This is a genomic window from Moraxella nasicaprae (assembly GCF_025643275.1).
Classification (GTDB): Bacteria; Pseudomonadota; Gammaproteobacteria; order Pseudomonadales; family Moraxellaceae; genus Moraxella; species Moraxella nasicaprae.
The window spans coordinates 2,058,657-2,077,442 of the sequence record NZ_CP089977.1 but is presented as its reverse complement, the minus strand read 5'-3'; the positions used below and the strand labels follow the sequence as shown (position 1 = coordinate 2,077,442).

Sequence of the window (18,786 nt, the reverse complement as noted above, 5' to 3'; positions counted from 1 at the left end):
TCCTATCTTTTAAATAGTTTTAGGGGCTTTTTACTGGCAATTTTGGCGGTGAGCTTACTGACGGTGGATTTACCCACACCCATTGCACCGATTGCCCCCATAAAGGCGGTTTTTGCCCCAGTTAAATTACCTGCTTGTACCGCCCCAACACCTGTGCCTACCTTGCCAATCACATCAGACACCACATCGCCAAAGCGACCCATGCCGTCCAATTTATCAGCATAAGCGGATAAAGCAGGAATATTTGATAGACCCTTAATAACACCTGTGCCGTCCGACACAATCTCAGATAATGTTAAAGCATAGCGTGCAGGGTCGTTTGACAGTTCGCCCAATAAGGCAAGTTTTGATGAAATGCCATCAAGCAGCCCTTCACTTCTGTGCCACGCCCCCACATCTGCTATCAGGCTTGCCGTTTCAATATCGATGGGAGCATTGATACTGTCATCTTTGATGGATAAGAGCGGTACGCTGTCCATGGTGGCAATGGCTGGCGTAGGATTTGGGGCGGTAGGGTCGCCGATAAATTCAGTCAAATCCACATCAATGTCCATCGCCAAAGTATCGCCCGTGTCATTTTGAGCGGTGGTGGTTACGGATAATTTATCAATGGTATAAAAACCCATCATCTGCCCTGAGCCTGTAACGAGTGCCTGTGCGTCTTGGGAAATAAATGCTTGGTGCAGTGCTTGATACTGCCCACCTACATCACCCAGTCGCCAATGCAGTCGCAGGCTAAATTTGAGCTTGTCGAGAAGTAGCCCCAAGCCTTGTGTGCGTGGCTTGCCCTGTATGACCTTATGATGAACAAATTTGGCATCATGCGTGGTAGTCAAAGCGGTAAAGCTGTCTGTGGCTTCAAAAGGGATTTGCCCAAGCATGGCGTACATCAGTAAGCTCTCCTTTGTCTGTCGGCTTGCATACGGTTAAATAGTTTTTCAAATTCAGCTTGTGAGATTTGCAAGGCTCTTTCAATTTTGCCCACATCGCCGCCACTTGTGTTGATGGTGGGATTAAAATGGATAGTAATGTTGCCTTGTTGTTGGTTGTTTGAGTTGTAGGCATTGGTGGCGTTGGCGTTTGTCATTCTTGCTTGATGTTCGCCCACACTGGTGCTGATTTGGGCGGACAGATTGCCCATTTTTGCCCCAAAGTTTGCCGTAACCCCACTTGCAACAGAGCCAATGGCGGACACAGGTTTTTGACCGCCTTTATCAATACCAATGGCTAAGCCCTCGGACACCCACGAGCCAAGCTGACGAAACACACGGCTAGGACTATTAATGCCAAGCATTCTTTTGGCGGTACCAGCAACATTACCCACGGTGCTACTAATTGCCCCAACCACAGCTCCTGCCATTGATTTGATACCACCAATAAGCCCTTGAATGATATTGACCCCAAAGGTGCGAAAGCGACCAACCAAGCCACTTAAAAAGCCCCAAACGGCTGAAAAAGCAGTGGAAAAGGCGGAGATGGGGCTAAATCCACGGATGATAGCCATTAGTCCTTGCACACCTGCTGACACCAGACCCCTAATGTTTGCCCACACACCGCTCAGAAATGAAGTGATACCACTCCAAACAGACATGACAACGGATAAAACAGATTGCCATAATCCACCAAACCAAGCAGATGCACCACTCCAAATGCCGACAAGCCATTGCCAAGCGGCTGTTGCACCATTTACGATACCTGTCCAGACACCACTTACCCAAGCAGTAATGCCAGTCCAAAGACTGCTAAACCAAGCCGTAAAACCACTCCAAATACCAATCAGCCATTGCCAAGCAATGCTTGCACCATTTACGATACCTGTCCAGACACCACCAATCCAACTGCTAACACCATTCCACAAGCTGCTAAACCAAGCCGTAAAGCCATTCCAGATACCAACCAGCCATTGCCAAGCGTCACTTGCCGCCTGCGTGATGCTCGTCCAGAATGCCACAAGCATTGGCTTGATAGTATCCCAGTTTTTATAAATCAGATACGCCACACCCGCAATAACTGCCGCAATCAAAATAATGGGATTAGTCAGCATTGCTCGTCCAACAACAGCCATTACTCGTCCAATCATCATAAAGGCTTGACCGACTTTTGCACCCACACTGAAAAGCGATGAGCCAAACAATTTGGCAAAATTCATGATTTTGCCCAGTACAGACACAAAGCCAGTCGCCCCTGAACGAATCAGTTTAAAGCCCCCAGTGAACAAGCTGATGGCGGTGCGGGCTTGACGAGCGGACAGTCCAAATAGTCGCAGGGCGGAAACGGCTCTGCCCATCTGGAAAAGACGAATGGACGCATTAACCAGCCTAAAAGCACCCATAAAACGAGCTACTACCCCATACCCAGATAAAAGACCACCAAATAGCAGATTAAAACCAAATCGAACCGCCAATGAGCCTGCTTTAAAGGCAAAAAGAGCAGTCACTACCTTAAAAAGTGTGGCAATAAGCTCAGGATTGGCTTTGGTAAAGGCGATGACGCTTTCAATCACAGGTTTAATGTCATTGATAAGCCCATTTAAGGCAGGCAATACCACCGAACCAACTGAAATACCCAGCATAACCATTTGATTTTTTAGGGTTTGCAAATTATTAGCAGTGGTTTGGGCTCTGGCTTCATACTCTTTATTCATTGAGCCAGCGTACTGACTACTATCGCCCACTTTTTTTAGATTGTCTTTGAGTGTGCCTAACTGAGATAGCAGCGGAGCAATAGCTAACAGGGACTCACTACCAAACAATGATTCGAGTACCTGTCCTTGTTCATGCTTTTCTAGTTTTGAAATGGATTCTAAGACTTTAAGCGTGGTTTCTTCGGCATTGGTCTGCATATCTTTGGCGATTTGCTCATGGTCAAGACCAAGTTTTTCCCATGCCGCCTTTTGTCCTTTGGTTGCATTCTCACCCTTACCCAATGCCAAAAACATATTTTTAATGCCAGTGGCAGCCACTTCATCAGCCACCCCCATGCCACGAATGGTTGCACCAACAGCGGCAATCGCCCCTGCTGATGAACCAGCAACCTCGCCAAACGCCCCAACTCTTTGAACGATTTCCATGATACTTTTGGCAGCAGCAGGGGTGTTGTTACCCAGATGGTTGATTTGGTCGGCAAGCTCAACCACCTGCGTTTGGTTCATGCCGAAAGCGGTACGCATTTCAGCCATTGACTGGCCTGCTTGTTGTGCTGACACATCGAATGCCACACCCATTTTGACCGCATCATCAGCGAATTTCATAAGCTCGCCACGAGCAATGCCAGATTGTCCGCCCAATGCCACAATTTGAGCAATGTCATTGGCTGACATAGGACGAATGGTAGATAGATGCAGAATTTCATCAGACAATTCTTGAAATTGCTTTTTGGCAATGATAGGGTCATCACCAAAGTCCACCACTTTTTTGACATCTGCCATCGAGCTTTCAAAGTCAATGGCGAGCTTGACTGGGGCGGCGATTGTCATGCCTGCACCCAATAATCCCATGACTTGGCTTTGCATATCGGCACGAGCCTGACGGTTGTTTTCTAGGCGAGTTTGAATGCCTGCTTGCTGAACGGCATTGGTTCGCAAACCTTGCATTGTCCTGCCAAGCCTATCGTACTGGCGTTGCAAGGCAGGCACAGCCGATGAGCCACCCAAGCGGTCTATCTCGCCTCTAAGCCGTCTTTGTTCATTACCCAAGATATTTGAGCTGCGACGAACACTATCCAGTCCACCTGTCAATGTACGAATGGCGTTCATTGCTCCGCCAATCATCGCAGATGCACTAATAACAATTGATAATTCGGTCGCCATAAGTTACAATATCCTTAAAAATCAATACTTAAAAATGAACGACATATAATGGAAATTTTGCTCATATTCTTATTTCTTTATGGTCTTATAGTCTTACTTGGCTATGGTTTAGGCTTGTTTTTTGGTTTGTTGATGACTCTATGTCAAATCATTGGCTTGATTTTGCCAAAGACCACCAGAAAAACAATCACTAAAAAAACACCTATTGCCACTAAACAAACATTGGTTGCGACTCCGATGACCGCCAAAGAAAAACTCGAGTTGAAGGTAGGTTTGATTGGTATGGGTTATACCGCCTTGTTTATTGGCATTGCTATTTTGACCGATGTGCCAGCATATTTGCTTTTTGTTGGTTGGCTTGTCGTATCTGCCATTGTAAGTGTTTTTGCAAACAAACAATTGCAACACATTACAAGCCAATAAGCCATCTAACCCCCACCCCTCCCATATCCCGCCTTGACTTGGCGGGATAGTTGTTTTAGCCAGACATCAAAGTCATCAAGGGTCAGCTCATCAATGGCTTGACTATCCCACCCATACCACCATGCAAGGTCAGCAATGGCATCATAGAGCTTATCAAGCCAGTTGGGGTCAGGTTTTTTGCCTGTGTTATTCGCTAAATTTGCGAAAAGTGTCTTGGATTTGTTTATAGTCTGCGGTATCAAGCAAATCCAAATCTTCTGGAACAAGCCCTGTCAGACGAGCAAATAAGGCAAGCTCTTGCTCCATTTCGTTTTTAAGTTGCCCAACCGCTCGCAAATCACCCACTTTGGCACGACGCATTTTAAGCTCGCTCACCGTTTCGCCAAGTCCATTTTTAATGGGAAATTTAAGCACAATCGTGGTATGAGTGTTTAGTTGCTCGGCAACAAGGTGGGCAGGATTGGCGGTGTTTTGATTTTGGTTTGACATAACAAACTCCGTAAATGAAAGGTTAAAAAAATACGCTCATCAAACGATAAGCGTATTTTAGAGAGATTGGGCTTTTGGGTCTTTTAAAGGATTTTAAGAAAAATCCTTTAAGCACCGACCACACGGCGGAAGTTCGCCAGTACATCCGTGCCATTGACACGATATTCGTTTTTAAAGGCATTAAAATAAAACACTTCTTTACCGTCCACCAGCTGACGCACTTCATGAGCTTGAAAGGTGCTGGCAAACTCCGCCTTTTCTTTGGGTTTGTAACTTCCCAAAGGGTTTTTACTAAATGTGCCTGTCAGAATGGTAACCAATGGCACCTCAGCCGCTAAGCCTTGTGCATCGTGCTTTTGAATATCAGCACGCACCATCAGCTGAACGGCTTTGAATGGGTGATACACGGTGGCAAAAACTTGTTCATAAAAGCTGTTCCAAGTGATTTCCCCTTCCAGTGCTTCTACGCCTGACGGCAGTTTAATCGTGCCAGCAAGTCCCAAGCCCTTATATTCATCTTGGGAAATTTCCACCTCTGGCAGTTTGATTTCGCTGGCTTGTCCCAGTAGGCTATTGCCGTTTACATAAATGTTGGCGTTAAAAATGGCGTTAATTTGCATTGCGTTTCCCCTTATTTTTTACCAGTCAAATTAACCAGATATTTACGAGTCATCACACTGGCGTTGGTAATGCGTTCGGCAGGCAGTTTTGGTGTATAGTCATAAACGAGCGGAATTTGCCCCTTACTAAATGCGTCCACAAGGTCATAATCGTAGTCTAGCCCTACCGAATAGCCAACAATGGATTTAAGCGTTCCCAAATAAGTACGAATACCCTCGATAAGACTATCAATCAGAGCATCATCAATCGGTCTGTCCACATATTGCAGCTCAAACTGACGGATAGACTCATCAATGATGTCGCCTGTGCGTTGAGCCACTTCAAAGTTTTTGGGATGACTGACAGACGGAAAGCACGCTAAACGGTTGCCCCAAGCACGAAAGCCTGTACCATAGCTATTAAAGACGGTGGTAATGCCTTTTTCGTTTAGGCGGTTGGTCTCAGACTGTGGGTCATCAATACGAGCGGTCAAAGGGATTTCTAGGGCAGTTACACCAAGTAGCTCGTGGTTGGATTTTGAATGCCAGTAGCCTTTATCCACATCCACTTTCATACGCAGACCTGCCAAATGCGTGGCAAGGTGTTCTGTACCCAAAATACCCACGACATACGGATAACACAGCTCGGCACGGTCGGAACTTGTGTTAAAGTTAATCGTGCCACTTGCTCCACACCCTTGTAGGACAGCAGATAGGCTTGTGCCTTTGGGGGCGTTGTAGTAGGTGATGGCGTTTAATTTATTTGCCATGGTAATCATCGCACTACTTGCCGTGTCGGTCTTATCATACTCTGGCATGATGATGATTTTGGCGTCCGCCCCAAATTTACCAAAGCCTTCGGTCAAAAGCTCTAAGCCTGTGCGTTTGCCAGTGCTTGCTACAAATCCACCCAAAATGTCAGCTTCGGTAACTTTGGCAGGGTCGGTGTAAGTGTAGCTAATCGTTGGGGCGGTGGGACGAGCATTAAAGGTAATCTCGCCTGTCAGCGTGTTCATGGTGTATTGGTTGGCATTTAGCACGGTTTGACCGTCTTTGATGGTGTAGCCCCTTTGGATAGCTGGCTTTTTTGTTTTGGCGGTCAAGGTATTGGCATCTACCGTCAAGACTTCGTCAGTAACCACAGTTTTGTGACGAGCAGGGTCGCAGACATTGACCACATAAGCAATGCCTGCCTTGTAGCGTGTCCAGATATGGCCAGCATCAGGCAAGGTAAAGCCTGCACGGGTCGCCTCGTCTCCGCCAAACTTGGCAAAGTCTTTGGTGGTTTGGCATAGGGTTAGCACATTGACATCACCAATGGGGGCAGTCCCCACAATGGCGGTAATCGCCCCATTAACGGTATAGACAGGGCTAGAACCACCGTCAATGCGTTTGGTTTCGGTGCCGTGATGAAAAGACATAAAATACTCCTTTTAAGTTAAGGGGTTTTCTTTTTAAGGGTTGAATTTAAAGGGTCAAAGGGGCGTCTTGTGTGGACTTGCACCACTTTGGGACGATTGTCGCTCTGACAAACTTCCACACTTTGGGTCTCGGTGCGTACTTTCAGCTCATATTGCCACGCCCCACCGTCTTGGTGCAGATAGCGTTCGCTTAATAGATGAATTTTGTTGCAATGCTTAGGGCGAAAGCCTGTGATGACTGCTCGCACTTTATCCAAGAGGGCAATCGCCCCCTTATCGTGGTGTACGCCACGCCCAAAGACGGTCAGTGAAAAGGTTAATTTACGAGTTTGGACAATGGCGTGCGTGTCGTCCGTCATCTCATAATCCGACCCCTGATAACCAATCAATACCGCCCCAACAGCGTGAATAAAGCGATAAGTAGCAGGATTATCAGGAAATAAATCCACTTCTACGCTTGGCAAGTCTTGACGAAGTTTTTCTCGCACGCTTGCCAAAATCGCCAAAGTCATGCTGTCCGCCATCAGTAACCACTCCAATCACTCTTGCCACGAGAGCGTACTCGGTACGCCCCACGCTCTTTGTGTAAGGCGTTTTCATTTTTGGCAAGGTCGGTGGCAAATAAATGCACCTTACCATCTCGCACAAGTCCTAGCATTTTTAGAGCATCGTCATAGGCGGCTTGTAGGGGCTTTGGCAGTTCGCTGGCGTTAATCCGCCGTTTGTGTAGCCAATAGCGTGCGATGTCGCCACACCAAGTATTCAGTAGCGTTGGCACAGATTGCAAAGGCAGAGCATAACGCCCCGCCAAATAACCGTCCGCCACTTGGCAAGCGTGGCTGATTGCTTTATCCACCACCGTCCAATCAGGCTCGATGTCTTGATAATCATAATGGTTTTCTAGGTCATCACGACTAAGCTGGATAAGCTCTACCTTGCTACACAAGGCAACCATATCTTCACGACTGACATAAGGGGCGGTGTGGTTCATTGGTTAAGCCTTTTTGCGAGTGGATTTTTTGGGTTCAGCAGTTTCGGTGGTAGCCACTTCATCGCTGACTGTGTCGTCATCAGCGGTTTCGTCCACTTGTGGAGCAACTTCATTAGTTGGCTCATCTTGAATTTCTGGCATTGGCTCAGGTTCAAAAACAGGTTCATCTGACACATCATCAAGTAGCGTAGTATGTGCTGAGACTTCGGCATAGACATCATCAGGCAATTCAATCACCGAGCCTGTGTCAATGCGTACCAGCTCGCCATTTTGTTCAAGGATTAAAGGTGTGTTTACTTGGACTTTTTTCATAGGATTATTTCCTTAAAAATTTTTAATTTGTACGATTTATCAGGGCGAATTGCAATTCGCCCCTACGCCTAACGCAATAAGACTTTGACTGGTTCGTTTGCACCACTTGCTGATGATAGGGCAAGAAATTGCCCTGTCTCGGATTTGATGGCACAGCCTTGGGCATCGGAAGCCACTTTATCGCCTTGCTCAATCGCACCGCCAGATTCCACAATGCCTACACCCAAAATTTCTACTGCCACAGACTCGCCAGCTTTGGCGTCCACAGGGACAATGCCAAAGATAGGGTCATCGGCTGTGGCTTGTCTGCCTTTTGCACTGACAAAGCGATTGCCGATAAGTTCGCTCATTGCCAGCATGGTTACAGCAACGAGTGCTGATTTGGTTGGATTTGCCATTGTTATTCCCCTTGTAAAAGTGTGTTTTTGATGTGGTAGCCGTGCAATGCCCACAGCTCGTTAATGGCATTGTCAAAGGCAATTTTACGACCAATGTTTTCATCAAACTGCTTGGGGTCAATACAGCCAGATTTGCCAATCACGGTATAGCCACTTTTTAAAGTCAAGGCACACACCGTGCAGGTTTCGCCAAAGCGAGCATATTCTTCTTTTGCAATCAAGGCTTGCAAGTCTTCTTGGGTAATTTTGGTCATTTTAATCTCCAAAGGTTAAATCACATTTTCAAATAAGAAGCCACACGCACCGCCCACGACAGCGGCTTTGCGAATGTCGGTATAACGCACATATTGCACCTTACCGCCTTCGCCATCATATCTGTCCACGATAGGTAGCCCGCGGCGACGGAAAGTATAGCCAAAGGCAGGTACGCCCTCATCATTACCGCTCGGTACTTGGTCTGGGCGGACAATCAGACTGGCAAAATTACCCCAGATTGGCTTAGTTTGCTTATTGCCCACAGGGATAGACACCGCATTACCGATGAGAATTTCATCAAGCTCTAACAGCTCTTTGAGCGTGGCAACATTCAGCAAAGGCTTGTTGCTATTATCGCTAATCAGTGAGCGAAGTTTGGCACTTCGGCGGATTTGGCTGTAAACTTGCCCACTTAGCACGAGTGTCTTGGGCGTTACACCTGCGGCACTTCGAACCTGCTCTTTGGCATCGTCAATGATGGTCTGAATATCAGCATCTTCGCTCGTCCATTTAGCAGACGCAAAGTCCTTGCTGTGGGCGTTAGCATAGACAGATTTGGTTTGGATAAGGCGAGCGATTTCTGCTTCTTGACGAAGCTGTACGCCTTGGGTGACACGACGGGTGGCTTTGGCGTGTTCGTCAAATTGGCTCTCGTGAGCTTCACGGTAATCCACGCCTGCGGCTAAATCGTGTTCTTCTAGCACCACAGGCATTGTCGTGGGTTTGTCTAGCGTGATGATGTTGCTTGCTGCACCGACTGCTCGCTCGGTTTCGTATTCCACCAGCGAACCCTTGCCAAAAACTGGTACCTTGATACCCTCTTTATCGGTATAAACCACAGGCATAATCCGCTCGCCAATAAAATCTGACTGCATATAGCCCAAGGCAAGATTGCTTAAAACTTCGTCTTTGCCACGCAGATGTGATAGATGTGTTGCACTCATCATATACTCCTAAAATTATTTAAAAATCAAGCCGTACGGCGTGCCGCTTCTTCGTAGCTGATGTTTTCAGATTTCATCAAGGCAACCGCTCGCTCGTGGTGGGTCAGGCTCTCGCTAAAATTGACCGTGCTTTTGGTAACTTTGTCGGTTAAATGTGAATGCTGTTTTGGCAAGTTGCCCAAAAATTCTTTAAGGGCGACCGCCAATGGCTTTTTGTCATCGCCTTCGCCAAAATCAGCAGTGGTGTCGTTTGGAAATTCGGCAAAGTTTAACACTTGAACGAGCAAATCTTTGTCGCAGGGCTTAATCTGTCCTGCTTTAACCAGAGTTTCAGCAAAGTTTGCGTTTTGGGTATTTGCCAAATCTCGCTCTTTTTTGGCTTGAAGAGCTTTAAACTTGGCAAGTTCAGCTTCGGCTTTTTCGGCTCGTGCCAGTGCTTCGGTTACATCTTGATTCATTGTATTCTCGCTTTGGTTGTTAGGGGTTGGGTTAGGGTTATCAGATTTATCGCCACTGGTGGCAATTTTTGATGGCTCATCTGTGCTTACGCTTGGATTGGGGTTATCGTCTTGGCTGACAGGGGCTTCGCTAAAATTAAAAAATCTAGCAAAGACGCTCTTAATATCAAAGATGAGTTTTTCACTCTCGGACAGCTCGCCAAAGCTGACAACACCGTTGCTATTATCATTAAAACTCACAGGCGATAAGCCTTTGACCGCAGGAGGTAAAGCCCCCAAAAACCCAATGTGGCGTAAATACCAACTCTCAGGCTTAGGGTTACTTGGGTGTTTGGGTGGATAAAAAGAGGCTGAGATTTTCTTATAACGACCCTGTTTAACTAAGTCCACAAAGCCTGCGTCCATTTCGCCAAATTCTGCATACAGTTTGTCGCCTTTGGCGGATAGCGATTTGACCCAGCCATAAGCGGGAGCGTTGTCATCAGGGTGTCCGATGACGATAGGAGCTTCGTGAAAACTTGGATTGTAGCCCTGTGCAATGGCATTAAGGTCGTCAGGCGTGATGGTAACTTCTTTGCCCGAGTTATCGGCTCGTGTGCCAGCGATAAAGATTTCGTGTTGTATGGTTTGCATAACATTAACCCCATATTTTTTGGGCTATTATGCAAGACTTTGGCGGATTGGTCTTTTAAAACATTTTAAGAAATTCGGTGGGAAATTTAAGGATTTTACTAGGATTTGAAGATGGGCGATTTTAGGGGCTTTTAGGGCGTATTTGGGGTAATGTGGGGATTTGGTGGGATAAGGGTCTTAAAAACGGTTTTGACCGTTTTTGACCGCCTTTTGTGGGGCGTTTGGGTAACATCAATCGTCCCACAAGCAAAACTGGCGGGTGTTAAACTCAAATTGGCGTTGTTCTTTGATGATGGCATAGACACGCTGTAATGTGATGTCATATTTTTTGGCAAGCTCATCGTGATTGTCGCCTGTAAACTCATCATAGATTTGGCGGTTACGGCGAGCGGCTTTGCCTGAGATGTTTTTTGGAATGTACAAATTCTCGCCGCCAAACTCATCAAGCACGGTGTCGGTACTTTCTTCGGCAATGGCGGTTGCCTGTGTCTTATCCACGCCTTGACCGAGCAGGGCGTGGTAGATGATGTCATATAGGGCTTGACTAAATTCGTGTTGGCGAGATTTGCTCATTTTGGCTTCCTTGGTTAAGTGTTTGTTTGGTTTGGCTTTTCTAGTCGCTTACGCCAGTTTTTTAGGCGTTCTATGATGTTGCTGGCTTGCTCACTATCTAGGGCTTCTATGGCGGTTTGGGTTTGATTTTTGATATAGCTTGCCAGTGCTTGCTCACTACCATTTCTAACCGCTCCTAATTCGTGCAATTCTAGCCACAGATGACGGATAAGTTTGATTTGTCGTTCTATGTAAAGACTTGCCTTATCGTCTATGGGCTTTGGGTCTTTTTTCTTATGCGTTACCACAAACCCAAGCTGTTTTAATCTTGCCAATACTTTGTTTAATTCGCCGATATTCATCGCTTTGGTGCTGTCTTTGCCAGTCATTGACATGAGGAGCGAGCGGTAAGTATCATCATCAAGGTGTAATTGGCTTTTACCAATGTGAATAAGCTGGATAAGTTTAGGTCTGTTTAAAGCAGTTCTTTTGGTTTTATGTTGGCTCATGTTGATTTTTCCTTAATGGGTAATGATAAGCAAGGCTTGCCCCTGCTTATCATTTGGGCTTGGTGTGTTTAATTAACCGCTTCTTTTAAGCCTTTGCCAGCTTTAAACGATGGGACTTTTTTGGCGGGTACTTGGATTTTTTCGCCTGTTTGGGGGTTACGCCCTGTACGGGCTTTTTGTTCACGCACCGAAAAAGTGCCAAAGCCCACCAACACTACTTCATCGCCTTGTGCTAGGGTGTCAGAAACAACCGCCAAAGTCGCATCAAGGGCGGTTTTGGCATCTTTTTGGGTCAAGCCAGATTTGTCGGCTACGGCTTGGATCAGTTCTTGTTTATTCATAGGGGTTTTCCTTTTTAGGTTGAAATTAAGGTTTGACATCAATTTCAAAGGGCGAGACGATAAAATCCTCCACACCTGTGCTGATGGTAATACCGCTGATGTCGGTTACGGCATTGGGTTCATTTAAAATAGCATCTTTGTTTACCTCCTTTTTGGTACGGATAAAGCGGTGCAATCCAAAGCGTTCTAGTCGCTCAATCACTTCATCAATCTTACGCAAGCTCACAGATGGCGGACGGATACGCCACGACACCTCGCCTGTGATAAGGTTTGCGGTTTTGCCACCGTCTTTTAACAGCATTGCACGGTTTGCTTCACACCAAATTTGTAGCTTGGGTGTCAGCGTATCAACGGCAAGTTTTAAAGGATTGATTTTTTCGGCATAGCTTTGGGTAATGTCCGCCACTTCATCGTTCATTTGTCCTGTCAGTCGTGTAATTTCACGGTTATGCTCGCCAATGGTTTTGATAATGCTTTGGGCTTCATCAAGGCTTTGGCATGCTTGTAGGGCGACCGCTTTGGTTTTGGTGGGTTTTTTCATAAAATACTCCGTTTGGTTGGGGTTAAAGTTCAACATAACGACATTGCAAAGTGTGAGCGGTCATAAACAGTCTCATTTTTAGCAGGTTGTCGTCACTGTCTTTGTTAAGTTTAAATAACTCATCTTTGGCTTGAGCAATGGCATTGATGAGTTTGTCTTTGTCAAGCTCGCCATTTTTGATTAAGATTTGCAAAGCCTCATCTAGCATGAGCAAGCCTAGCGAGTTTTTGGCATCGGTATTATCATCAATATGCAAAATCATTGGCATAACACGCTCCTAGACTGTCAATACAAACAGCATGGCAATCATTAGCACCATCACGCAGATAAGCAGTAGGACAATCCAACCTGCTTGACGGTTTTGGCGGAGCTTGATTTGTGATAATTCAAAACGCATACCATCTAGCTCTTGGCGTTTGCCTTGTAAGATAAGATACTGACCAACCGTTAAGGGGTTGGCAAGTTTCTCAGGGGTGATGTGTGTGTTTTTGGAATGCTTATTCATGGCTTTTTCCTTAAAATTAAATCAAGTTTAAATACTCTTGATAACATCGCCATCTACCTTATCAAAACCTAGATAAACGGTTTCGTTCATGGCGTGGGCGACTAGGTTATTGACCGCCAAAGGATAAAGTAGACTGTGTTCGTGCGTGCCAGCTTTGGTGCGAGATTTGACGGTTAGACGCTGACTGATGGCATCAAGGGCGGACTCATCTAGGATTTGTTTAATATCGCCTCCTGCTCGCTCAAATTTATGCTTTAAGTAACCCGCCAATTTACCATCGGTCAAAGGCTCTAAGGTCGCAATCTCACAGCGTTGCACTACTTCACGCACGGTAGGATTATTTTCGGCAAGTTTTGTGGCAAGCTCGGTCTGTCCAATCAGCACAATACCAAGCAAGCGGTCAAATCCTGCTTTTAATTCATAAAAGCGTTTTAGGTGCTTTAAGGTGGGAATGGGCAAGCCGTGAGCTTCCTCAATGACAATCAAGTGGCGATTGCCCGCCTTGTGGCTTTCGGTCAGAGCCTTGTGGATTTGGCGAAAGCGAGCCTCTGGACTTCTCTTGGGTTTTTCGCTTGGGGCGACCGCCTCCAAGATGCTTTCTGCAATATGTACCGATTTTAAGGTTTTGCCCTTGATGTCATTATCCTCCATCGCCAACACATACGGTTCAATGATGATGACAGGTTTGCCGTCCTTAAAAAGTCGGTCGTGTAAGTCTTCTCGCAAGGTAGATTTGCCTGCACCGCTCTCGCCAATGACCGCAAGAAACCCACCATTACTCGCCACATCATACAGGCGTTCACGGATATAGCGGACATCGTCAGATTTAAAAATATCGTCCGATGAGCGGATTTCGTCATCAAAGGGGTCTTTGGCAAGCCCAAAATGGCGGCGAGTTTGGGGGTTTAGGGTGGATTTTCTAAGTAGCATAAGCGTATCCTTATCTTGACTTATGGGGGTTTTGGGGTTTTGGCTTTGGGTCAAAATGCTTGGCACGCTGACCTTATTTTTTATAAAATAGTTGGCAAGATTTGCCTTAAATTGTTTGGTATTTTTGCTTGGAAAAATACCGTGAACCACCGCATTAACAAGAGCGGTTTTGCTAATACCCAGCTCATTTGCCACGGTCTGATAAGATTTTCCAAGCTCGTTAAAGGCAGTTTTCATTCCTAATCCTTATGCAATTTTTAAAATCGTTTTTAGCACGCTACTTTCGCTCAATACTTCAAACACTTCATCAAGACCACTGGCGTGAATACCATCAGGATAGCGTTCTTGTAGCACCTTGACCGCCAAGCTCCAATCTGCCCCCAGTGCCTCTAAGCGTGGTTTTAGTTGTTTGGCGATGTCCACTTTGGATAGGATAGGCTCGGCAATAGTTTTTTCATAGCGACCATATTCCACGCTCTGCACGCCTTTTTTTGGCATATATAGAGTAATGTCATTATCCAGCACAGTGTCATTGTGCTTGTACGGGTCAAGTTTGCCATCAAAGGGCAGAGCCTTAGCTTTTCTCTTGACTTCGGCTTGTTCAAGCGTATCTGCCCCCATGGCGATTTTTTGAAGTTCTTTTGCGTGTGTTTGGGCTGTGGTGTCATTGTGAGCCTTATAGCCTTGACCGATAACGATGGCATTTTCACGAAAGCCCATCTCGTCAAAAATAACTTCTGGCACAGCCACCCAATTCTCGCCAACACCATCTGCCGTCAGTACACAGACCCTAGCACCGTCCACTTCCCACGGATTTTGGGCAACCAGCACCTTTTGCCCAACCAAAACAGGCAATGCGGAGACATCGTACACCTTGCCCTTGTAGCGAATTTCAAGCTCTGGGGTAACTTTGGCTTCTTTTGGCACAGACAAAGCAAGCGATTGGCAATACTCGGCTGGCGGAGCGATGATAAGTTCGTCCGACTTTATCTTTTGCCACGCTTTATAGCGGGTCATGCCGTGGCGTGAGTGAATGACTTGGCTATTAAAATAGCGTAGCCACTTATTACAAAGGGCATTTAGGGTGTCAATGTCACCCACTTGTACAAACTTTAAGCCACTTTCAAAATGCGTCTCGACAATGTCGTTGGCTTTTTCCACTTGCCCTTTGGCTCGTGGGTTGTTGGGCTTGTTGATTTGCACCACCACATCTAGGGCTTGGCATAAGGTCTTAAAAGCCGAGCTGGTGTTTGCCGAGCCAGGGTCAAGCATGACCATTTTTGGCACACCACGAAAAGGGTCTTTACCAATGTCGGCTTTGGGCGACATCATACGAATAAAAAAGTCGCACAAATTTGCCGAAGTCTCCCCACCAAAATAATAATGACAATACACCGCCCCACTGGTATGGTCTGTACCCGTGTATCGCCACACACGGTCATTGATGATTTTGACGACATTGGCGGGCTTATTTTTATAAAATTCATCGTGGCTTGCGACACGAAGTCCTGTATCTTTACCTGCTCGTGGCAGGTAGTACAAAATGCATAGACTTGGGTCAATTTGCCACAGATGATTGGGGTGTAGGCTTTTCATAGACACCACAGGGGCAGGCTCTAACAGCTGGTCTGGGTGCAGATGATAGGCTTTTAGCCCACGCACAATCGCCCCCACTGACAATGCCGTTCCGTCTGTGTGGCACGCCTGTATCATGCCATTGGCACGAAGCATCGTTACCGCTCGCTCCACCGTCATAATGCGTTTGCCATTTTTTCGCATACCTTCCATCACCACGCTACTGATGAGCTTGGCATCATCAAGGGTCAAAGTCATCTCGCCTTTATCACTTCTTGCTTTGCGAGTAGGCTTCACCGCTACGCTTTCTAGCTTGCGATACAAGGTAGAGACACTCATACCCAGTTCATCGGCTTTGGTTTGTAAGTAGCGTGATTTTTCGCCACGCCCTAGATTTTGGGCGGTTTTGGCAATTTCGCCTAGGCGTTCTATCAAAGCTGGGTTTGGGGCTGTATTATCGGTTGCCATTGTTTTGACCCTTATTGTTATCTTTGCCAATCACTCATCATCTTCATCAAAAGGCAACGGCATATCCCTATCATCCGCCCCCATAGGCTCATCTTGTGTTAGCCAAACAGGGACTTCGCCTGTCGGAGCGTCCGTTGGTAGCAGGTATTGCCCACGCAGGATTTCGCAGTCTAGGATAAGCTGATTGATAGCCCCCACCATCAGAGCGGTATGGTCGCTTCCGTGTGCTTCTTTGTGAGCCATAAGACCATCAAAAATATCTTTTAATTTGCTAATCTCGGAGCGAGCGGACACTTCTGCACTTGCCAGTTGTGCAGACAGTTCTCGTGCGACATCGGCAGGTTTGGGCTGTTTGTTTTTGTTTTTGGCAAGTTTTTCGGCAAGCTCATCAATCTTGGCATTTTTCTCGCTCATCACCTTGTCTTTGGCTTTGCTGTCCTCACGGGCTTCTCGCAGGGCTAGGCGTAGCTCTTTGATGGTCATTCTGTCTACATCGTCCAGCGTATTGCCGTTAATATCGCCACCTTCAGCAAGCTCCACTAGGGTGTCGTCATCTTCTACCAAAAGCTCAAGCAGTTTGGATTTACCAAGTCCAATCAGTTTGGGCTGGGCTTTTTGCATTTGTGGGGTAGCAAAGCGTTGGGTTGCTCTAATAAGCCTTGCGGTTTCAGAGCCTTTAATGCCAAACTCAGTCTCTACAATCTCACGAAAACGACCGTGTTCAGTATGTTCTTTTAGTACAATCAAAGTTTTTCCAAGCTCAAACATACCCTCCAAGGTTTTGACAACCGCTTGGCGACCTCGTTCAATCCAAGTGGCTTCGTTATACACCTCGCCATTACCCCATTGCTCCATCACCTGCATACTGTGCAGGGCTTGTTGGTTAATCTGGTCAGCGGTGATGACTTCTACGCTTGTGGCTTCACTCATTTTTTAATACCTTTTGCTTTGGTTAATTTTCAAATGTGCCGACATCGGCACATTTGCCTAAAAATCCCGATGTCGGGATTTTTGCCTAATAGCCGATACCGACATTGCGTTGGATTTCGTCCATTCTCGCTTTTAGCCGTTCGTGCTGTTTACGATAGTTTTCAGCGATTTGCAGGGTGCGAATAGAGTAGGCATAGTTGCCATTGTCCAGCTTTTGCACCAATCCTTCACTGATTAAATCTGCCAAATCACGGCTGACTTGGGTGGGGGTAAATCCTAAGTTATCGGCAATCTCTTTATTGCTAATCCCAATCAAGGGGTGGTTATGCAATGCCTTAAAAACTTGCAGGATACGAGTGCCTTTACCGCTCATATTTTTACTCCAAGACCTGATGAAATAAGGGGTTGAAATAGTAAAATGTGCAAACTTGTGCTAAAATATACCCAAGTTTTAAACACGCATTTCACCCTGTTTTAAGCCAAAAAATACCGCAATGTCGTGTGAACGCCCAAAGTGTCCTTTGGCTTGCCCATTGAAGACTTTATAGACCTCTTGCGGTGTCCAGCCCTGCTCACGAGCAACTTTGGCAATAGGAATGCCTTTGGCACGATATTCTGCTTTGACTTGCTCAACGGTTTTGGTAGTCATAACAACTCCTATGGATAAATGTGTGATTTAAGGTAAGTTTGTGTGATGTATTTATTTTAATCCGAATGGATTAAATGTGTCAATAATTTTTTATCAAATCGGGTAAAATTTATGGAAGACTGGGAAGATTTAACCATCGGTCAGCGAATTTTGGCAATTCGTGGCAAAGAACCACGCCATTCATTCGCCAAAAGTCTGGATATTGGTACAGCAACTTTGCAAAGATATGAGAGTGACGAGCGTCAGCCAGATATAAAATTTTTAACCAAACTTCAAGAATTGACAGACTATTCATTGGAATATTTGGTACATGGCAAGGAAAAAATGATGACAGTTGGGAATAATCGCCAATTTCATTTGAGTAATGAAGAACAGCTCATCATAGAAAAATACCGCACCGCTAATGAACAAGTACGCAAGCAGATACTGCTAATGTTGTTGGCAGATAATTCAGAAGTAGTTACCAATGAAACAAAATCAACTACCTTTCAAAACACCATTCACGGTTCGGTTGGTTCACAAATGCAGGCACAGGGCGATATTAATTTAAATCAAACCCCCAATCATGGCTATATCAATCAAGGTAAACACAAAGGAGATGTGAAGTTTGGATAATAATGGTTATGTCAACTATGGTGAGCATCATGGCGATGTGTTTTTCTCAAAAAATCCCATACCTCCCATAATGCCAAGCGTCGGACAAATTGGTTCAATGCTATGCCCTAGGCATGCTTGCCAACATGCTGTGTGGAATGATATGGACTACTGCCCATTTTGTCATTACAACTTAAAGCAATATCGTTATTGCCGAGATTTACAATACAAGATTAGTGAATTAGAAACATCATCATGGCGTGCAGGATTGGTTTTAACCATTTCATTTTTTATCACACCTATATGTTTCTTTTTACTAAATCCATCACAGGGTAGTCTCCAGCTGATTGCCATCTTATCATTCATTATTTGTTTTATTGCTATGCAAATCAAGAAAAATGCAGATGCAAAAGCACATGAATACACCGAAGAACTTAAACGACTAAAAATCTAAGGAATGC

General features: G+C 45.7%; 27 protein-coding genes. 3 read left to right on the top strand and 24 right to left on the bottom strand.

Translation table 11 applies throughout. From position 1 onward, the window contains the following. Positions 1 to 2: 2 nt before the first annotated feature. The gene (locus tag LU297_RS09880; RefSeq protein ID WP_263076349.1) at positions 3 to 890 is read right to left on the bottom strand and encodes a phage tail protein; all 888 of its coding nucleotides are present in this window, start codon (positions 888 to 890) and stop codon (positions 3 to 5) included. Continuing rightward, a complete protein-coding gene (locus LU297_RS09875) occupies positions 890 to 3,808 on the bottom strand; it encodes a phage tail tape measure protein (protein WP_263076348.1) in 2,919 nt (972 codons plus the stop codon). Before LU297_RS09875 ends, LU297_RS09880 begins: the two co-directional genes overlap by 1 nt. Before the next feature lie 48 nt (positions 3,809 to 3,856). Here LU297_RS09875 and LU297_RS09870 point away from each other — a divergent pair, with 48 nt between their 5' ends. Beyond that, positions 3,857 to 4,231, top strand: a complete 375-nt coding sequence (locus LU297_RS09870; RefSeq protein ID WP_263076346.1) for a hypothetical protein — start codon at positions 3,857 to 3,859, stop codon at positions 4,229 to 4,231. A 5-nt stretch (positions 4,232 to 4,236) separates the two neighbouring features. Here the strand turns inward: LU297_RS09870 and LU297_RS10135 are convergent, their stop codons facing one another. From LU297_RS10135 to LU297_RS09765, 22 genes are all read right to left on the bottom strand, one after another. Next, a complete protein-coding gene (locus LU297_RS10135; RefSeq protein WP_490713711.1) occupies positions 4,237 to 4,473 on the bottom strand; it encodes a GpE family phage tail protein in 237 nt (78 codons plus the stop codon). Further along, a complete protein-coding gene (locus LU297_RS09865) occupies positions 4,418 to 4,720 on the bottom strand; it encodes a phage tail assembly protein (protein ID WP_263076345.1) in 303 nt (100 codons plus the stop codon). The genes LU297_RS10135 and LU297_RS09865 overlap by 56 nt, the downstream gene beginning before the upstream one ends. A gap of 107 nt (positions 4,721 to 4,827) precedes the next feature. Beyond that, positions 4,828 to 5,340 carry a phage major tail tube protein gene (locus tag LU297_RS09860; protein ID WP_263076344.1) on the bottom strand — a complete coding sequence of 171 codons (513 nt, stop codon included), beginning with the start codon at positions 5,338 to 5,340 and terminating at the stop codon, positions 4,828 to 4,830. Positions 5,341 to 5,351: 11 nt separating this feature from the next. Then, on the bottom strand, positions 5,352 to 6,740 hold the full coding sequence (locus LU297_RS09855) for a phage tail sheath family protein (RefSeq protein WP_263076343.1): 1,389 nt from the start codon (positions 6,738 to 6,740) through the stop codon (positions 5,352 to 5,354). A 17-nt stretch (positions 6,741 to 6,757) separates the two neighbouring features. Further along, positions 6,758 to 7,264: a Gp37 family protein gene (locus LU297_RS09850; RefSeq protein ID WP_263076341.1), complete on the bottom strand. Its 507-nt coding sequence runs from the start codon at positions 7,262 to 7,264 to the stop codon at positions 6,758 to 6,760. Beyond that, positions 7,264 to 7,731 carry a gp436 family protein gene (locus LU297_RS09845; protein ID WP_263076340.1) on the bottom strand — a complete coding sequence of 156 codons (468 nt, stop codon included), beginning with the start codon at positions 7,729 to 7,731 and terminating at the stop codon, positions 7,264 to 7,266. Before LU297_RS09845 ends, LU297_RS09850 begins: the two co-directional genes overlap by 1 nt. Positions 7,732 to 7,734: 3 nt before the next feature. After that, positions 7,735 to 8,043 carry a hypothetical protein gene (locus LU297_RS09840; RefSeq protein WP_263076338.1) on the bottom strand — a complete coding sequence of 103 codons (309 nt, stop codon included), beginning with the start codon at positions 8,041 to 8,043 and terminating at the stop codon, positions 7,735 to 7,737. A gap of 68 nt (positions 8,044 to 8,111) precedes the next feature. Continuing rightward, the gene (locus LU297_RS09835) at positions 8,112 to 8,441 is read right to left on the bottom strand and encodes a DUF2190 family protein (protein WP_263076337.1); all 330 of its coding nucleotides are present in this window, start codon (positions 8,439 to 8,441) and stop codon (positions 8,112 to 8,114) included. Between the two features lie 2 nt (positions 8,442 to 8,443). Then, positions 8,444 to 8,695 (bottom strand): Gp49 family protein, encoded by a 252-nt coding sequence (locus LU297_RS09830; RefSeq protein ID WP_115008093.1) that lies wholly within the window; start codon positions 8,693 to 8,695, stop codon positions 8,444 to 8,446. 15 nt (positions 8,696 to 8,710) lie between these two features. Then, the gene (locus tag LU297_RS09825) at positions 8,711 to 9,640 is read right to left on the bottom strand and encodes a hypothetical protein (protein WP_263076336.1); all 930 of its coding nucleotides are present in this window, start codon (positions 9,638 to 9,640) and stop codon (positions 8,711 to 8,713) included. Positions 9,641 to 9,666: 26 nt separating this feature from the next. After that, positions 9,667 to 10,731 carry a hypothetical protein gene (locus LU297_RS09820; protein WP_263076335.1) on the bottom strand — a complete coding sequence of 355 codons (1,065 nt, stop codon included), beginning with the start codon at positions 10,729 to 10,731 and terminating at the stop codon, positions 9,667 to 9,669. A gap of 231 nt (positions 10,732 to 10,962) precedes the next feature. Beyond that, positions 10,963 to 11,304 (bottom strand): Mor transcription activator family protein, encoded by a 342-nt coding sequence (locus tag LU297_RS09815; protein ID WP_263076334.1) that lies wholly within the window; start codon positions 11,302 to 11,304, stop codon positions 10,963 to 10,965. Between the two features lie 14 nt (positions 11,305 to 11,318). Further along, the gene (locus tag LU297_RS09810) at positions 11,319 to 11,792 is read right to left on the bottom strand and encodes a gp16 family protein (protein ID WP_263076333.1); all 474 of its coding nucleotides are present in this window, start codon (positions 11,790 to 11,792) and stop codon (positions 11,319 to 11,321) included. A gap of 68 nt (positions 11,793 to 11,860) precedes the next feature. Continuing rightward, complete coding sequence (locus tag LU297_RS09805; RefSeq protein WP_263076332.1) at positions 11,861 to 12,172, bottom strand: HU family DNA-binding protein; 312 nt, start codon at positions 12,170 to 12,172, stop codon at positions 11,861 to 11,863. Beyond that, entirely contained in the window at positions 12,159 to 12,674 is a 516-nt protein-coding gene (locus LU297_RS09800) for a host-nuclease inhibitor Gam family protein (RefSeq protein WP_263076331.1), read from the bottom strand. The genes LU297_RS09805 and LU297_RS09800 overlap by 14 nt, the downstream gene beginning before the upstream one ends. Before the next feature lie 22 nt (positions 12,675 to 12,696). Further along, entirely contained in the window at positions 12,697 to 12,942 is a 246-nt protein-coding gene (locus LU297_RS09795; RefSeq protein ID WP_263076330.1) for a hypothetical protein, read from the bottom strand. Between the two features lie 9 nt (positions 12,943 to 12,951). Further along, positions 12,952 to 13,179, bottom strand: a complete 228-nt coding sequence (locus LU297_RS09790; RefSeq protein ID WP_263076329.1) for a hypothetical protein — start codon at positions 13,177 to 13,179, stop codon at positions 12,952 to 12,954. Positions 13,180 to 13,206: 27 nt separating this feature from the next. Further along, positions 13,207 to 14,346 carry an ExeA family protein gene (locus tag LU297_RS09785; protein ID WP_263076328.1) on the bottom strand — a complete coding sequence of 380 codons (1,140 nt, stop codon included), beginning with the start codon at positions 14,344 to 14,346 and terminating at the stop codon, positions 13,207 to 13,209. Positions 14,347 to 14,355: 9 nt separating this feature from the next. Beyond that, positions 14,356 to 16,152 (bottom strand): TnsB C-terminal domain-containing protein, encoded by a 1,797-nt coding sequence (locus tag LU297_RS09780; RefSeq protein WP_263076327.1) that lies wholly within the window; start codon positions 16,150 to 16,152, stop codon positions 14,356 to 14,358. 30 nt (positions 16,153 to 16,182) lie between these two features. Continuing rightward, positions 16,183 to 17,082 (bottom strand): hypothetical protein, encoded by a 900-nt coding sequence (locus LU297_RS09775; protein WP_263076326.1) that lies wholly within the window; start codon positions 17,080 to 17,082, stop codon positions 16,183 to 16,185. 85 nt (positions 17,083 to 17,167) lie between these two features. Beyond that, positions 17,168 to 17,455 carry a helix-turn-helix domain-containing protein gene (locus tag LU297_RS09770; RefSeq protein ID WP_046702073.1) on the bottom strand — a complete coding sequence of 96 codons (288 nt, stop codon included), beginning with the start codon at positions 17,453 to 17,455 and terminating at the stop codon, positions 17,168 to 17,170. A gap of 78 nt (positions 17,456 to 17,533) precedes the next feature. Continuing rightward, positions 17,534 to 17,731 (bottom strand): helix-turn-helix domain-containing protein, encoded by a 198-nt coding sequence (locus LU297_RS09765; RefSeq protein ID WP_029103634.1) that lies wholly within the window; start codon positions 17,729 to 17,731, stop codon positions 17,534 to 17,536. A 111-nt stretch (positions 17,732 to 17,842) separates the two neighbouring features. Between LU297_RS09765 and LU297_RS09760 the strand changes: the two genes are divergently transcribed. Both LU297_RS09760 and LU297_RS09755 read left to right on the top strand, forming a co-directional pair. Beyond that, positions 17,843 to 18,346: a helix-turn-helix domain-containing protein gene (locus LU297_RS09760; RefSeq protein WP_263076325.1), complete on the top strand. Its 504-nt coding sequence runs from the start codon at positions 17,843 to 17,845 to the stop codon at positions 18,344 to 18,346. Next, positions 18,339 to 18,779, top strand: a complete 441-nt coding sequence (locus tag LU297_RS09755; RefSeq protein ID WP_263076324.1) for a hypothetical protein — start codon at positions 18,339 to 18,341, stop codon at positions 18,777 to 18,779. Before LU297_RS09760 ends, LU297_RS09755 begins: the two co-directional genes overlap by 8 nt. Positions 18,780 to 18,786: the final 7 nt, after the last annotated feature.

Coding starts and splice junctions, on each gene's coding strand:
- LU297_RS09880 (WP_263076349.1), bottom strand. CDS start 890: ATGTACGCCATGCTTGGGCAAATCCCTTTTGAAGCCACAGACAGCTTT.
- LU297_RS09875 (WP_263076348.1), bottom strand. CDS start 3,808: ATGGCGACCGAATTATCAATTGTTATTAGTGCATCTGCGATGATTGGC.
- LU297_RS09870 (WP_263076346.1), top strand. CDS start 3,857: ATGGAAATTTTGCTCATATTCTTATTTCTTTATGGTCTTATAGTCTTA.
- LU297_RS09865 (WP_263076345.1), bottom strand. CDS start 4,720: ATGTCAAACCAAAATCAAAACACCGCCAATCCTGCCCACCTTGTTGCC.
- LU297_RS09860 (WP_263076344.1), bottom strand. CDS start 5,340: ATGCAAATTAACGCCATTTTTAACGCCAACATTTATGTAAACGGCAAT.
- LU297_RS09855 (WP_263076343.1), bottom strand. CDS start 6,740: ATGTCTTTTCATCACGGCACCGAAACCAAACGCATTGACGGTGGTTCT.
- LU297_RS09850 (WP_263076341.1), bottom strand. CDS start 7,264: ATGGCGGACAGCATGACTTTGGCGATTTTGGCAAGCGTGCGAGAAAAA.
- LU297_RS09845 (WP_263076340.1), bottom strand. CDS start 7,731: ATGAACCACACCGCCCCTTATGTCAGTCGTGAAGATATGGTTGCCTTG.
- LU297_RS09840 (WP_263076338.1), bottom strand. CDS start 8,043: ATGAAAAAAGTCCAAGTAAACACACCTTTAATCCTTGAACAAAATGGC.
- LU297_RS09835 (WP_263076337.1), bottom strand. CDS start 8,441: ATGGCAAATCCAACCAAATCAGCACTCGTTGCTGTAACCATGCTGGCA.
- LU297_RS09830 (WP_115008093.1), bottom strand. CDS start 8,695: ATGACCAAAATTACCCAAGAAGACTTGCAAGCCTTGATTGCAAAAGAA.
- LU297_RS09825 (WP_263076336.1), bottom strand. CDS start 9,640: ATGAGTGCAACACATCTATCACATCTGCGTGGCAAAGACGAAGTTTTA.
- LU297_RS09820 (WP_263076335.1), bottom strand. CDS start 10,731: ATGCAAACCATACAACACGAAATCTTTATCGCTGGCACACGAGCCGAT.
- LU297_RS09815 (WP_263076334.1), bottom strand. CDS start 11,304: ATGAGCAAATCTCGCCAACACGAATTTAGTCAAGCCCTATATGACATC.
- LU297_RS09810 (WP_263076333.1), bottom strand. CDS start 11,792: ATGAGCCAACATAAAACCAAAAGAACTGCTTTAAACAGACCTAAACTT.
- LU297_RS09805 (WP_263076332.1), bottom strand. CDS start 12,172: ATGTCAAACCTTAATTTCAACCTAAAAAGGAAAACCCCTATGAATAAA.
- LU297_RS09800 (WP_263076331.1), bottom strand. CDS start 12,674: ATGAAAAAACCCACCAAAACCAAAGCGGTCGCCCTACAAGCATGCCAA.
- LU297_RS09795 (WP_263076330.1), bottom strand. CDS start 12,942: ATGCCAATGATTTTGCATATTGATGATAATACCGATGCCAAAAACTCG.
- LU297_RS09790 (WP_263076329.1), bottom strand. CDS start 13,179: ATGAATAAGCATTCCAAAAACACACACATCACCCCTGAGAAACTTGCC.
- LU297_RS09785 (WP_263076328.1), bottom strand. CDS start 14,346: ATGAAAACTGCCTTTAACGAGCTTGGAAAATCTTATCAGACCGTGGCA.
- LU297_RS09780 (WP_263076327.1), bottom strand. CDS start 16,152: ATGGCAACCGATAATACAGCCCCAAACCCAGCTTTGATAGAACGCCTA.
- LU297_RS09775 (WP_263076326.1), bottom strand. CDS start 17,082: ATGAGTGAAGCCACAAGCGTAGAAGTCATCACCGCTGACCAGATTAAC.
- LU297_RS09770 (WP_046702073.1), bottom strand. CDS start 17,455: ATGAGCGGTAAAGGCACTCGTATCCTGCAAGTTTTTAAGGCATTGCAT.
- LU297_RS09765 (WP_029103634.1), bottom strand. CDS start 17,731: ATGACTACCAAAACCGTTGAGCAAGTCAAAGCAGAATATCGTGCCAAA.
- LU297_RS09760 (WP_263076325.1), top strand. CDS start 17,843: ATGGAAGACTGGGAAGATTTAACCATCGGTCAGCGAATTTTGGCAATT.